The sequence below is a fragment of the Myxococcus sp. CA039A genome (genome assembly GCF_013336645.1).
Classification (GTDB): domain Bacteria; phylum Myxococcota; class Myxococcia; order Myxococcales; family Myxococcaceae; genus Myxococcus; species Myxococcus llanfairpwllgwyngyllgogerychwyrndrobwllllantysiliogogogochensis.
Window position 1 is genome coordinate 1 of the sequence record NZ_JABUMQ010000321.1, and the last position, 13019, is coordinate 13019.

Annotated in this window: 13 protein-coding genes; 7 read left to right on the top strand and 6 right to left on the bottom strand. The window is 63.9% G+C overall.

Annotation, left to right across the window (positions count from 1 at the left end; genetic code table 11):
- Positions 1-581: 581 nt before the first annotated feature.
- Both HR086_RS37715 and HR086_RS37720 read right to left on the bottom strand, forming a co-directional pair.
- Positions 582-1196: a tyrosine-type recombinase/integrase gene (locus HR086_RS37715; protein WP_174468051.1), complete on the bottom strand. Its 615-nt coding sequence runs from the start codon at positions 1194-1196 to the stop codon at positions 582-584.
- A 574-nt stretch (positions 1197-1770) separates the two neighbouring features.
- Positions 1771-1977 carry a hypothetical protein gene (locus HR086_RS37720; RefSeq protein WP_174468052.1) on the bottom strand — a complete coding sequence of 69 codons (207 nt, stop codon included), beginning with the start codon at positions 1975-1977 and terminating at the stop codon, positions 1771-1773.
- Between the two features lie 125 nt (positions 1978-2102).
- Between HR086_RS37720 and HR086_RS37725 the strand changes: the two genes are divergently transcribed.
- Entirely contained in the window at positions 2103-2711 is a 609-nt protein-coding gene (locus tag HR086_RS37725) for a terminase (protein ID WP_254626616.1), read from the top strand.
- A gap of 68 nt (positions 2712-2779) precedes the next feature.
- Here HR086_RS37725 and HR086_RS37730 read toward each other — a convergent pair whose 3' ends face one another.
- A complete protein-coding gene (locus HR086_RS37730) occupies positions 2780-4807 on the bottom strand; it encodes a hypothetical protein (RefSeq protein ID WP_174468053.1) in 2028 nt (675 codons plus the stop codon).
- Positions 4808-5101: 294 nt separating this feature from the next.
- Here HR086_RS37730 and HR086_RS37735 point away from each other — a divergent pair, with 294 nt between their 5' ends.
- Both HR086_RS37735 and HR086_RS37740 read left to right on the top strand, forming a co-directional pair.
- Positions 5102-5419 carry a hypothetical protein gene (locus HR086_RS37735; protein WP_254626617.1) on the top strand — a complete coding sequence of 106 codons (318 nt, stop codon included), beginning with the start codon at positions 5102-5104 and terminating at the stop codon, positions 5417-5419.
- A 741-nt stretch (positions 5420-6160) separates the two neighbouring features.
- Positions 6161-7066, top strand: coding sequence for a hypothetical protein (locus HR086_RS37740; protein ID WP_174468054.1), 906 nt, complete (start codon positions 6161-6163; stop codon positions 7064-7066).
- Between the two features lie 98 nt (positions 7067-7164).
- Here HR086_RS37740 and HR086_RS37745 read toward each other — a convergent pair whose 3' ends face one another.
- The 3 genes from HR086_RS37745 to HR086_RS37755 all read right to left on the bottom strand — a co-directional run bounded on the left by HR086_RS37745 (position 7165) and on the right by HR086_RS37755 (position 9057).
- On the bottom strand, positions 7165-7608 hold the full coding sequence (locus HR086_RS37745) for a hypothetical protein (protein ID WP_174468055.1): 444 nt from the start codon (positions 7606-7608) through the stop codon (positions 7165-7167).
- 182 nt (positions 7609-7790) lie between these two features.
- Positions 7791-8678, bottom strand: a complete 888-nt coding sequence (locus tag HR086_RS37750) for a hypothetical protein (RefSeq protein WP_174468056.1) — start codon at positions 8676-8678, stop codon at positions 7791-7793.
- A gap of 121 nt (positions 8679-8799) precedes the next feature.
- Positions 8800-9057 carry a hypothetical protein gene (locus tag HR086_RS37755; RefSeq protein WP_254626618.1) on the bottom strand — a complete coding sequence of 86 codons (258 nt, stop codon included), beginning with the start codon at positions 9055-9057 and terminating at the stop codon, positions 8800-8802.
- A gap of 327 nt (positions 9058-9384) precedes the next feature.
- Between HR086_RS37755 and HR086_RS49845 the strand changes: the two genes are divergently transcribed.
- Genes HR086_RS49845 through HR086_RS37770 form a run of 4 tightly spaced genes read left to right on the top strand, consistent with a single transcriptional unit; the run spans position 9385 to position 12710 of the window.
- On the top strand, positions 9385-9585 hold the full coding sequence (locus HR086_RS49845) for a hypothetical protein (RefSeq protein WP_253993379.1): 201 nt from the start codon (positions 9385-9387) through the stop codon (positions 9583-9585).
- Entirely contained in the window at positions 9582-11381 is a 1800-nt protein-coding gene (locus HR086_RS37760) for a phage portal protein (protein WP_373564405.1), read from the top strand. The genes HR086_RS49845 and HR086_RS37760 overlap by 4 nt, the downstream gene beginning before the upstream one ends.
- Complete coding sequence (locus HR086_RS37765) at positions 11378-11650, top strand: hypothetical protein (protein WP_174468058.1); 273 nt, start codon at positions 11378-11380, stop codon at positions 11648-11650. The genes HR086_RS37760 and HR086_RS37765 overlap by 4 nt, the downstream gene beginning before the upstream one ends.
- A complete protein-coding gene (locus tag HR086_RS37770) occupies positions 11631-12710 on the top strand; it encodes a head morphogenesis protein (RefSeq protein ID WP_174468059.1) in 1080 nt (359 codons plus the stop codon). The genes HR086_RS37765 and HR086_RS37770 overlap by 20 nt, the downstream gene beginning before the upstream one ends.
- Positions 12711-13019 lie beyond the last annotated feature (309 nt).

The window sequence follows — 13019 nt, forward strand, 5'->3', positions numbered from 1 at the left end:
CTCGAAGCCCCGGCCCTCCGCCCCGCGCGCACCTGGGCGCGCGTGCCGTTACCAGGGCCGAGCCGAATGGCCGAAAATGGGTAAAGGCGGCCATTCGGCGTCACTGCCCCCACGCTGTTTCGCGCGCTTACGAGCCCTCGTGAGGGGCCGAAGCGCCGAGGCCCATGGCCGCTTTCCGCTGGTTGGGCCGCCTGCCGCCCGCCCTCGTGGCCCAGCTCCTCCCCAGTCAACTTCACCGCCTACCCCCGCTGGGCGCAACCATGCCTACCGACGACGTCAGCACCCCTACCCCGCCTACCCCTGACGCCAGGGTGGGGGGTGGTGCGATCTTTCGTGCGGGGTGCGCCGCCGTGGCGTGTACCTGGGGCCCTTTTCGAGAGAGTCACCCCCGAAAAAGTGAACACCCCTCCCCTGATCATTTGCACTCGGTAAGTGAACGCCTCGCGCTGTTCACTTTCGCCGGCCGCGCCTGGGGCAGTCCGCGCGGGCCCCGCGCACAGCCGCCCCTCACCGCCTCCGCGCGGCACCCCGGCCCAACCAGGGGCTCTCGCGGGCGCTCAGCGCGGAGGCGGCACACCCCATCAGCAGGGCAGGTCCTGCGTCACGCGCACCAGCTCGTCGTCCGAGGGGTGCGTGTAGATGACGGTGGACTCGATGCTGCGCTGGCGCGCGAAGCGCTGGGTGAGGCGGATGTCCTTCGTGCGCCGATACACCCCGGTGCACGCGGTGTGGCGCACGGTGTGGAAGTTGAGGTGCCTGTCCAGGCCCGCGCGCTGCTGCCAGACTCCGAACGCGTGGCGCACCTGCCGCATGGACAGGCGCAGTCCCAGGCGACTCAGGAAGAGCGGCGCCAAGGGCCCCACTTCATGCCCCTGCGAGCGCTTGAGGCGCAGCAGCTTCTCCAGCTTCGCGCGCACCGTGTCCGAGAGGACGACCTCCTGGGGGCCCGGGTGCCGACGGCACCCCTTGAAGACGCGCAGGGGCACGTGCCGGCGTGCGCGTCCGCGCTCGTCGAAGATGTCGCCGATGTTGAGGGCCACGAGTTCGTGCTCGCGAAGGCCCGAGGCCAGCGCGAGGCTGTACAGGCAGTGGTCCCGGAATCCATCCCGGTGCTCTCCCGTGACGCGCAGCAGGAGCGCCACCTCCTTCTCCGTGAGGGTACGGGGTGGGCGAGTGACAGCGGCATAGGCAGACATGGCGACTCCGTCGTGAAGAGGACGCGGCCATGCACGCTCTGGTGCCGCGAGAAAGCAACGGAACATGCAGGGAGGACAGCGTGACGCTCGGCATCGTCAAACGCACCGAGGACGACCTCACCCAGTGGCTGGCCACCGAGTCGGGCTTCATCTCCGGCCTATGCCACTACGACAGCGAGCCGGTGGTGCTGGAGCCCTACCAACAGGCCCTGCTCGACAACCGCTCCCGCTTCCGCTGGGTGGCGAAGAGCCGCCAGGTGGGCTTCTCCTTCCTCTTCGCATTGGAAGCCCTCGCGCGCTGCCACCTGCGTGACGGCCACACGGCGGTGTTCGTCTCCTACAACTTGAGCGACGCCGTGGAGAAGGTGCTCATCGCCCGGCAGGTGTACGAGGAACTGCCGCTCGCCTACAAAAAGAAGCTCGTCACCGACGCGAAGACAGAGCTTGCCTTCGAGTCGAACTCCCGGGGCCGGCGCCTCTCGCGCATCATCAGCGTGCCGTCCAAGCCTCCGCGCGGAAAGCGAGGTGACGCGTACCTTGATGAGCTGGCGCATTACATTAACGACCGCGAGGTCTACACGGGCAGCACCGCCCTCATCCTCCGCTCCCACGGGCAGCTCACGGGCTGCAGCACGCCCCTCGGACGACGCGGCATCTTCTGGGAGATCGCCTCGCAGGAGCTGCGCAAGTACCCGCACCACACGCGCCAGCAGGTGCCCTGGTGGCTGTGCCGCTTCTTCTCCCTGGACGTGAGGCGCGCCGCCGTGGAGGCACCCTTCATGCCCACCGAGGAGCGCGTCACTCGCTTCGGGCGCCCCGTCCTCGTGGAGCAGTTCGACTCCCTGCCGCAGGAGGACTTCCAACAGGAGTTCGAATGCCTTTTACGTCGACGAGTCCTACAGCTTCTTGCCCTACGAGCTCATCCTCCCGTGCACCACCGACGAGCTGCCGCTGGCCCAGGACGCCTCCGACGTGCCCGTGCCCCAGGGGCGCCTGGTCGCGGGCTTCGACGTGGGCCGCACCCGCGACAGGTCCGAGCTGGCCGTCTTCGAAGAGGTGGCGGGCCGCTTCACGTGCCGCATGCTGCGAAGCTTCGAAGGCATCCCCTTCGCGGAACAGGAAGCCCACCTGCGCCGCCTCCTCTCCGTCCTGCCCGTGGCACGCCTCAGCGTCGACCGCAGCGGCATCGGCATGAACCTCGCCGAGAACCTTGCCCGCGACTTCCCTCAAGTCGCTGCGGAGAACTTCACCAACGAGGCCAAGGAGCGCTGGGCCACCGACTTCAAAATTCTGCTCCAGCGCCGCGACGTCACCTTGCCGCGTGAGCGCGAGCTTGTCGGGCAGATTCACTCCATCAAGCGCCGCGTGCTGCCCTCGGGGAAGGTGTCCTTCGACGCCGAGCGCACCAACCGCGGGCACGCGGACAAGTTCTGGGCAGTCGCCCTGGCGTGCCAGCGCGAGCGGGGGGCGGAGCGACGAGGAAGCGGGGAGATTGGAGTGCGGGTGATTGGATAGTAGGAGCGCTCTCCCGCCACAAGTAAATGAAGCATATTCCCCTCGGGCAAGATCCCCTCTCCACTCACCTATTCCGGCATCGGCTCAATAGGGAAACCACTTATCGGATTCATCTTCAAATCAAACAGGGGGTCAATCACCGCCTCTCGCCCCTGCCCCAAAATCTCACGCAAAAAAGCATCAAACTCCCCATCATCACCAATAACATCCACGCGAAACTGATCAACAGGAACACCTGCATCGCGCCAGTTCTTAATAAAACGCCCAAGCTCAAGTGGATCGCTGATCAGAAAAACACAACTCCCCACCCCAATCTCCTTCTCCTCCGACACCGTTCGAAGCACGCATAGCGGAGCATAATGATTGTCATACACATCATTAAGAACTCCAATCTCGGCCGTGTACGCGACCATCTCCACCAGCAGAACTCGGTCAGGAGTTCCTGAACGATTCAACATCAACAGAAACGAAAGCGTCCCAAATTCGCCATCTTCAGTGTAGCACAGAGGATTGCCGGCAGTGGCCGCCCTACCTAGCCACGCAGTCATTTCTGCAACCGCCGACTCGCCCTTGGACTTCCTAAAGCGATGAACCTTCCCTCGCTTAGCCGCATATCGATAGGTACCACTCTCCATCTTGAACCGCATGCAGAATCCAAATTGCCCAGGGAGGTAGTTTGGATCCCAGGCTACATGAGCAATCGGCACGTTCTTTTCTTTCAAGGAAGCCATAAGCCCCTGACCACGACGCAACTGTTCAATCCAGAGCTGGAGATCAAAGTCCACCAACAATGGGTGCTTCTCAAAAAGCTCTCCTTGCGGGCGCCCCAGAACCCTATGACATGGAGCGACGCATCGAGAATGAACAATACCAACTTGATGCTCTTTCGACGCCTCATCCACCTCAACGAACTCCGAATCTCGTGCAGACACGGGGAAACCACAAACCACACAAATGAGCTTTCGAGCCCGTGCGCGCATCAATTCGGCAACACGAATAGAATGCGCCTCCGCATAAGGAGTACGGTCAGCGCTTTCGTTCAAATCAGAATCCACAATAGCCACCTTAAACGCCCTGTAGCGCTCAGCATTCTCCTTCAAGTAGCGAATCATCCCAGCGACAGTAGCAGTCCGACGACGCAACTGAACCGTCACGCCGCTCTTCATGACACACACACCACCCTCGAATCGACTGCGACGCGAACCATCTTCATTAAAGCGAAGAAGTGTCATCACATAGAGCAGCTTAGGCTCACCATCAAGAGTTCCAAGAATCACCTCGCGCCCCGACGATGGCGAATCGGCGAGCTCGAGCTGAATACCTTCACCATCATTGACCGCATCAGGAATTGGAACCGGAAGTCCTGCGAACACAATTCGCTCCAGGGATTCACGCACACACGAGAACCGCCCAGTGGCATATCTAAGACTTTGTACAATCACCGCAGACCACACGAGATTTAAGTTTTCCCGGGCATGAGGAAGAGATTGCAACATCGTAAGTGCGCTGCGTTCTTCAGCGCAATTCGCCTCTACCCCCATAGAAACAACCCGGATTTGACTACAGATCCCAACAAATTCCTCCTCCGTCAACCGCCGAGACGCAGCCTCAAAATAGCTCGCCTCCAAGCCCTGGCGGAACGTTGCAAACACCGACATCTCCTGCTTAGACCTGGGGTTTCCGGAATACCCTCCCGGATTTAATCGGATCGAGAGCAGAAGTTTTTGAAGCACACCTGAAACGTTGCGAGAGGCCGCAGGAGAAACGATCAAGACATAGTACTCCGAAGGATTCTGCCCAAGATACCGACAAACGAATTGATCAAGCACCCCTCGAAACTCCGACGTCTCGACCGCAGACAAGTCAATCGAACGCTTCGCCTGAACAAACACCGCCGCATCTTTCGAATTCAACAACAAATCATCTACAGAAGCAGCAGTCTCCCAGGACACTGTCTCGACAACAAACGGCGCCTCAAGTTCAAGCAGGTACGAAACGTCTGTCCGCGTGAGCATTGCAACAGCAAACCATGCACCTACTCGTTGCTGAAACTCGATTCCCGCGTTAGTGGCGGCACCGCCAGCCAAGTTTGTCATGAACGGGATGCTACCGTCCCTGCGTCGGCAGCCACAGTGCTCTGAGGAGGCTACGACGTCATTTGCCGAGGCCCCTAGCAGCATCAAATGAGTCTCTGCCTACCCAGCCCCAGTAAACCACATCACCCGACACACTATGCGGCGCGAAGCGCCTGCTGTTCCTTCAAACGGGACTAAGCATAGTTCAAATGCGTTTCGGGCACTCCATTCTCACCGAGCAGTACGGCTCCCTGCCGCAGGAGGACTTCCAGCAGGAGTTCGAATGCCTTTTACGTCGACGAGTCCTACAGCTTCTTGCCCTACGAACTCATCCTCCCGTGCACCACCGGCGAGCTGCCGCTGGCTCAGGACGCCTCCGACGTGCCCGTGCCCCAGGGGCGCCTGGTCGCGGGCTTCGACGTGGGCCGCACGAGAGACCGCTCGGAGCTAGCCGTCTTCGAAGAGCTGGCGGGCCGCTTCACATGCCGCATGCTTCGCAGTTTCGAGGGCGTCCCCTTCGCGGAGCAGGAGGCCCACCTGCGCCGCCTCCTCTCCGTCCTTCCCGTAGCGCGCCTCTCCGTCGACCGCAGCGGCATCGGCGTGAACCTCGCGGAGAACCTCGCCCGCGACTAGGCCCTTGAATGCCTGTGCCAATCCGAGCAGTCGGTTTACACCCACCCCGTCCTCGTCTCCAGCAACAAGCCACCTTCGCACGCGCAGTGACGAAGACGGGCGCAACATGCTGGTGTGCGTGGTGGTTGGGCTCGTGACGAGGGGGAATATGACTGCTCCACTTCAGCCTCTGATCGTCGCCAACAGGGTGCGGAGATGCGAACCTCTGCTCGGTGAGCTCTTCGCTCGCGATATTCGTCCAGATGCCTTCGAGCGATTCCGTCGTAGGTTCGCCCCTACGGAGGAGCCGCCCAACGTCGACCCTGCCTCCACGAAGGCCCCCTGAGCTGCAGGAACAGTGAGTTTTCATCGCCCCAAAAGGCACCGACGTCACAAACACGCCAGCCTCACATGCAAACAACCCGTCACACTATTAACACCCAAGTCGACCTTAACCAGTTCCTCAACAAGAGTTTCACATTTCCTGTCGGCATCGACGACTCCGGCCCCCTACCACCGCGCAACAAGCACTACGCCCCATTACGAGCCACCGTTCGACAAGGCTTCAAAGTCACTGCGCGAGAGCTACTTCATGCGATTGGATGCAAGTCGACGGCGCTGCCATCCAACAACGTCAACGAGTGCATCAACTCTGCCTACCCGTTCTTCCATCTCCTAGACTTCAGCGGTTCAGAACTCCGCCTTCGACGAACCCTGGACTCAGACGTCCAGACAGCCCGAAGCCAGGAAATTGGAATAGGAATGATGTGCCTCTTCGCATCGCGACTCTGGAACATCCCCTGGGATCAATTAGAATCAATTCCAGCCCCAGAAAAACGATTCGACTACAGAGGAGCAAACAACTCGATCCGCGGAATCTTTGAAGCCAAGGGCACAAAATACAGCAGAAACCAGGGCGCCCACATTAAGCATGGCGTTGAGAAAAAGGCCGAACATCACAAGCGAGGAGAGCGCTATGACGTTGAACTCATCGTGAGCACTTGCATTGCGGCGAAAGAAGGGCGATCCCGAATCATGGTCGCCGATCCCGAATTCGACTTCGGCGAATTGGCCTTCGGCCCCGAGTCTTCCTATTTCTTTCGGCTCAGACATTATGCGCGCATACTCCACTACTCAGGGCTCACGCCGCTTGCCCGGACCATTTACGAAGAAGCACTCGAAATGATTCGGCCTCCCTTTGATCTCTACGGCCAGCTTCAAGTGCTTCCTCCTGTTGCGCCATCCGACTCCAGTCGGAACATACAACTCAGTCAGGTCCGAGCAGGGAAACGGGACTATTTAGGGAAATGGATTGACTACCAAATCCCCCCAAACGACCCGGAATCCAGCTTCAGCATCAAGCCGCGCAAAGCAGCAAAGCTCCTGTCTATCTTCCCTGAGAAACTCCGACTCTTTCAGGGGATCGACCTGGACATATTCGAGTCAATCCAGAGTGGCCGAATCGCGACGCTGACGGTCGACTCCGCCCCCTCAACTCCCTCACATGAAGAGATTGCGCCCGGTGAAGAGATTGCTCCCGGCATCCAGGCTTCTATCTTTCCCGACGGCTCAATCATGGCTGCATCCGTTTCAGGGGCAGGGAGTTCCAAATCCCCAGACATTACCGCTTGGCACCGCAGGAAGGAGGCGAGAAATCGCATCCGCTAACTTCTCAGGAGCCATCGTGGCAGGACGTCTCACAGGGTGCCTTTCCTCGGAGGAACAGCCACATCGAGCGGCTGTTCGAGGTTGGCGTCCACCTCAACTCACAACTCCAGCAATGCCTTCCCCGTCAGACCGATGAGAGCTTCCTCGAACGCGCGTCCCTCTCCCGGCGGAGGCAGCATCTGTTGATCGAGGGCGAACCAAACTGCCTGGGCGAACTCACTCAGCAACAGCACGTGCGCGTTCGGCACCTCACTCGTCGCCGCAACCCTGGTGCGATACGGGTTTCCAGCAGAGTCTCGGTACGCAAGAACAATTTCCATCTTCTGCGGAGGCGACTCTCGCGACTGAAAAATCAACACCGGAAGGTGATGCGAGAGCGCGTCGCGTAACTTGGAGGTCGACGTCCGCACAAAGGGGAACGCTGCCTCGATGCTCTCAATGGGGCCACCCCACCCCAGCGTGCGGACATCCGCTATCGCCTTCCACTTGCTTTGGATTGCGCTCTTGGCGCGAACGCGTGCCTCACGAAATTGCTCTTCCATCGCAGCCTCCCCACTCCGTTCGTATGCGACTGATCCCAACGGGAACGAGCCTAACATCGAGGCCTCGTGAGCACTCAGTCAGGCGCAGACGCGGGTACTCTTCGCGCATGCAGCGAATCACGGTCTGCGGGTAGCAGCCGATCACGCGCGGCTGCCGGCCCCAGACCTCTTCGCCCCCAAACCTACCGAGCCTTGACCTTCAGCCAGGCCTGCCGCCGGAAGGGGTACATTGAGCAGAGGCGGCGCCACGTCCACACCTCGCTCCGCGTCCACCAGTCCACCGGCACCTGGAGGCCGACGTCGCGCAGGTTGCCGAGGCCACGGTAGCCGACGCCGTCGAGGCCGTAGGCGGCGTTGGACTCCAGCACCAGCACCTTGTCCGTCTCCTCGTGGAAGTCCACGACAAGGAAGGTGTGCCCCGAGCCCCACTGGCTGTGCCACCCCTGGATGAGTGTCCAGGGGTGGGGCGGCACATCCTCCGACGGCGCCAGCAGGGCAATGCCGGACTCGACGGCAGCCGTCACGGGGGAGAAGTAGTCCTGGGTGGAGGCGATCATCATCTGCCGGTGGCGACGTGCGTCCCACGAGAAGGCCGCGCCGTGCGCCTCGGAGAAAGCCTTCACCAACAAGCCCTCGACGAAGGTGCAGCAGTTGTTAAGCCGGGGCGGCGCGAGCTGGACACGAACGCCCGGCAGCGCCCACGGGTAGTACGCCCGGCTCCCGTCATACCTGTAATCGGGAAACGCGCCCAAGAGCGTGAAGAGACGCTCCTCCAGGACGGCCAGCGGCTCGCTGTCGAACGACAGCCGGGCCATGGCAGGTGCGCTCTCCTGGGAGAGGAACGTTGCGTAACGCTGGGTGCGCCAGCGCGTGCACACCCAGGTGTCGAGCGCGCTCAGTTTCGGAACCAGCAGTCGGGCGTAATCAGTGTCGGGCGTGGGGTGGCGGGACTTCTCCTCGAGCACGAGATAGTCGCCCGCCTCGACATAGCCTCCAGGCTGCGTGCTCGTGTCCGGCAGCGCGAAGCCGCGCAGGCGCGCTGGCAGTCTCGCAACACGGTAGGTGTCCATGGTGTCTCCTCCACGTCGAAGTGGGGCTTCAACGTGTTCGCCATGGACGAAGAGACAGAGCCGGTCCTGTCATGAGGAGCCGGGTTCGTGCGGCCCACTCTTCGCGCGGGCGCAGCGCGCGTCAGGGCACCCAGTCCGCGTCGGGCGCGTCGTCGTCGGCGGCGCGCCACGCGCCGCAGTGGATGCAGAACACCCACCCCACATAGCCGGCCTGGGCCGCAGGGTGCTCGGGGTACTCCTCGGCCGTCACGAGGTAGTCGCTCGGATGATGCGTCTCCTCCTCACGCTCCGGGCACTCGCATGGGCACGTCGTCACGTCGTCCGCCGTGGCCGCAACGTCACCGGCGGGCGCGATGCCGCGCGCGTCCTCTTCTCGCATCAAACACTCCGGGTTTGAATTCATCAGCAGCCCTCCCAATCGTCTCTGTGACTCTCGGCAGCAGGAGGCACCTTCACGCATGCGCTTCGGCTCGCGCGCGGGCTCCCGCGTCAGCCGCAGGTGTCGCCAATAGCGCTCTGTCCTCCGACGAAGGCAACTCATTGATGCGCATGTCCTGAGCGGAAAAGCGCGCGCCGGATGTCCCCGAAATTGGGCCCGAGGCCTTTGTCCTCGCTGGAGGTGAGGCGCGCGGCCCCCAACGCCCTCGCACATCGAGGGCACCCCTCCCACCGCGCGCCTTGCCTCCACTTGGTCCGGGAGGCCCGTGTGCAGAGCGTCGTCAGAGTCTTCGTCCTTGCCTCCTCCTCGGGCGCGCCACACCCCGGGCAGGAATTCACAGTCGAGGCCTCCAGCCACGACGGGCTGCTGGAGGCGGTCCACGCCGAGCTGGCGGCCCGCGGCCACCGCGTGCGCGCCGTCTCGCACACCCCTACGGGACTCCTGGCTTACGTGGAGGACCGGTCGTGACGGTGCCCGCCGAGGTCCACCAGGCCGAGGAGCGACTCCAAGCCATCCTCAAGGCGGTGGTCGTGGGAGCCCGTGTCGACGAACCCGCCAGTCGCCCCGGGGGCGAGGAGTCCTTGGCCTTCTCCGACGCGGGTGCGCTCCAGCCCCCGTATGAGCCCGAGGCCCTCTGCCTCCTCGTCGAGCACTCCAACTCCTTGAGACAAAATGTCGACGCCTACGCCGTCAACATCGACGGCTTTGGCTACCGCTTCGAGCCCTTCATCGACTTCGACGCCGACGGGGCCCGGGAGAAGGTGGCCGACGCCATGGCCTTGGAGCGCCTGGCCGCGCGTGACGCGGGCACGCTGCCGCCAGGGACGCCTCTGCGCCCAACGGACGAGGAAGTCACCACCCACGCCGAGGAGGTGCGGCAGCAGGCCCGAGTCGAGAAGGCTCGCCTGGAGTCCTTCTTCGACTTCTGCTGCTTCGACGGCAGCTTCGTCGAGCTGCGCCGTCGCACCCGGCACGACGTGGAGGTGACGGGCAACGCCTATTGGGAGGTGCTGCGCGACGGCAAGGGCGACATCGCCCGCTTCGTCCACGTCCCCTCGTACACGGTGCGGCTCCTCCCCTTGGACAAGGAGGCCGTCGAGGTGCGCGAGCGCGTCCGCATCTCCGCCGTCAGCTTCGACACCGTCACCACCCGTCGGCGCCTGCGCCGCTACATCCAGGTGCAGGGCAGCGAGCGGGTGTACTTCAAGTCCTTCGGGGACTCGCGCGTTGTCTCCCGCCTCACCGGCCGCGTCTTCCCGGACGTCTCCGCACTCAAGGCTGCGGACGCCTCGGACGGCCCCGCCACGGAGCTCATCCACTTCGCCATCCACTCGCCGCGCTCGCCCTACGGCATCCCCCGCTGGGTGGGCACCCTGCTGTCCGTCCTCGGCTCCCGGCAGATGGAGGAGGTCAACTACCTCTACTTCAACAACAAGAGCGTTCCCCCTCTGGCGCTGCTCGTCTCCGGAGGGCGGCTCTCCGACGCCTCGGTGCCGCGCATCGAGCGCTTCATCGAGGAGAACCTGAAGGGGAAGGCGAACTTTCATAAAATCCTCATCCTCGAGGCGGACGGCGCCGGCACCGGCGACGGAGGCCGCGCGAAGATTGAGCTGCGCCCCCTGACGGACGCCCAGCAGCAGGACGCCCTCTTCCAACAGTACGACCAGCGCAACATCGACAAGGTGGGCAGCGCCTTCCGCCTGCCGCCGCTGCTGCGCGGCGACGGCCGTGACTTCAACCGCTCAGTGGCCGAGGCCCAGCTGCGCTTCGCCGAGGACCAGGTGTTTCAGCCCGAGCGCGACGAGTTCGACTTCCTCCTCAACCGCAAGGTTCTCGCGGACATGGGCGTGCGCTTCTGGCGCTTCCGCAGCCAGACGACGGCCACGAGAGACCCAGAGCGCATGACGGAGATGGTGGAGCGCCTGGTGCGCGTGGGTGTGCTGACTCCCGAGGAGGGCCGCCACCTGGCCGGCGACATCTTCCACAGGGAGTTCCGCAAGATTGCGGACGACTGGGTGAAGCGCCCCATCACCCTCACGCTGGCGGGCATTCAGACGGGCGTCGAAGACTTGATGTCCCAGAAGGACAAGGGCTCACTGCTGGGCGAGGCGAAACGCCTCTTGGGGCTGCGAGAAGAGCTTTGGGCCGAAGAGGAGCGCTTGGCCCAAGGACGACTGGCGCTGGCCCGCCGGTACATGGACACCGAGCACGTCCCCGTCCCGCGCGAGGAGTTCGACACCTGGTTCTCGGGGCAACCCACATGACGCCTGGGCAGCTTCAGCGCGCGTGGGTGCTCCAGGCCCAGGCGGACGCCGAGCGCGGTGTCCTGGAGTGCCGCATGTGCCAAAGGCGCGGTCCCCTGGAGGAGACGACGACGCTGTGGCGCAACGGCCTCCTCATCTTCGCGCTGTGTGACAGGTGCGCCGCCAGCCACGACGTCGTCTTCTCGCCCACTCAGGCCGGAGTCGACGTGCGAGCTAGGCGCCGCAGCCCCATGGAGCTGGTGACACACCGTGTGCATGGCCCGCGCTGACAGCCTTCTCATCATCCACGAGGCGCGAGCAGTGGCGGACACCCTCCTGGGGGACGTCCTCCGGCTGCCTGTGGCCAAGGCCCTCGACGTTGGCACTGCGGCAGGCATGGACCGCGCCGTGGCCCTGCTTGCCGCGCGCCTTCGCCGCGCCGTCGGGCGCGCGGACGTAGACGCCATGCGAGAGGCGGTGGCCGTCCTCGACGTGGACTGGAGGAAGACGACGGCGGCCCAGCGCAGGCGCCTCGTCGCCCAGTCCCTGGAGGCCGCAGGCCGGCGGACGGCCGTCATACCTTCCCGCATCCAGGCGCCCCTCGGCGACGCAGCCGAGGAGGTGGTGGCCTCCACCCGCAGCCATGCCCGACGCGAGCAGGGCCTGGCCATTGCCGCCCGCTTCAACGCCATAGACAGGCGCATCGCCCAGCACATCGTCCGCACCCAGGGCAACTTCGTCCGGGACGAGTACGGGCGCCGGCTGGACGCATTCGGCCATGAGGCCCGGCATCTCGTGGCTGAGGGGCTGGAGGCCGGCCTCGGCAGGAGCGACATCGCCGAGTCCCTGGAGCGGGCCGCACGCGGCGCCCTCATCGAGCGGGCCCCCTTCTACTGGGAGGTGGTGGCAAGCCACTTCGTCGGCCAGGGACGCTCCTTCGCCCAGGTGAGCAGCTACGCGGAGGCCGGCGTGCGCAGCTACCGCATCGAGGCCGTCCTCGACGAGGCCACCACCCGGGCGTGCCGCTTCCTCAATGGGAAGACATTCTCAGTGGCGGATGCCCTCAAGCGCTTCGAGCGACTGGAGTCCCTTGAGCGCCCGGAGGAGGTGAAGCAGGAGCTGCCCTGGGTGCGGGAGCGCCTGGACGCAGCCACCGGGCACGCCATCCTCTACGTCAACCGAAGGGGCCAGGAGACGCGCCTGGCCGAGGTGCTCCGCTCCGCTGCCGGCACCCGCGACGACGCGGGCGAGTTCCGCGCGCTCGCCTCGGACAAGCAGTTGGCAGAGGTAGGCGTGGGCTTCCCGCCGTACCACGGCCTCTGTCGCACGACGACGCTCGCCGTCACGTGAGAGCGACCCTCCTCGGCCTTGTCGGTGAGGCCTCGACGGCGGAGGAGTACGCGACGCAGGAGGCTCGACAACAGGCGATTGCGACTCGCTCTCACTGCTCCCCGGAATTGGGCCGCCTCCAGACTCGCCAACTCCTACCTATGCTCCATCCAGAAACAGCCGCCCCCGTCCGGAGGCGCGGACAGGTACTTCGGGGCACAACCGCCGAACCTTGAGAGGTCGGCCACCTCCTGGAGCATCGGCATACCCCCTGCACAAGGCGAGCGGACTCGCGCGAATCCCATTCCCCACCACGCCCATGCCCCGCCC

Coding starts and splice junctions, on each gene's coding strand:
- HR086_RS37745 (WP_174468055.1), bottom strand. CDS start 7,608: ATGGAAGAGCAATTTCGTGAGGCACGCGTTCGCGCCAAGAGCGCAATC.
- HR086_RS37715 (WP_174468051.1), bottom strand. CDS start 1,196: ATGTCTGCCTATGCCGCTGTCACTCGCCCACCCCGTACCCTCACGGAG.
- HR086_RS37720 (WP_174468052.1), bottom strand. CDS start 1,977: ATGAAGGGTGCCTCCACGGCGGCGCGCCTCACGTCCAGGGAGAAGAAG.
- HR086_RS37730 (WP_174468053.1), bottom strand. CDS start 4,807: ATGACAAACTTGGCTGGCGGTGCCGCCACTAACGCGGGAATCGAGTTT.
- HR086_RS37755 (WP_254626618.1), bottom strand. CDS start 9,057: ATGCGAGAAGAGGACGCGCGCGGCATCGCGCCCGCCGGTGACGTTGCG.
- HR086_RS37750 (WP_174468056.1), bottom strand. CDS start 8,678: ATGGACACCTACCGTGTTGCGAGACTGCCAGCGCGCCTGCGCGGCTTC.
- HR086_RS37765 (WP_174468058.1), top strand. CDS start 11,378: ATGACGCCTGGGCAGCTTCAGCGCGCGTGGGTGCTCCAGGCCCAGGCG.
- HR086_RS37740 (WP_174468054.1), top strand. CDS start 6,161: ATGATGTGCCTCTTCGCATCGCGACTCTGGAACATCCCCTGGGATCAA.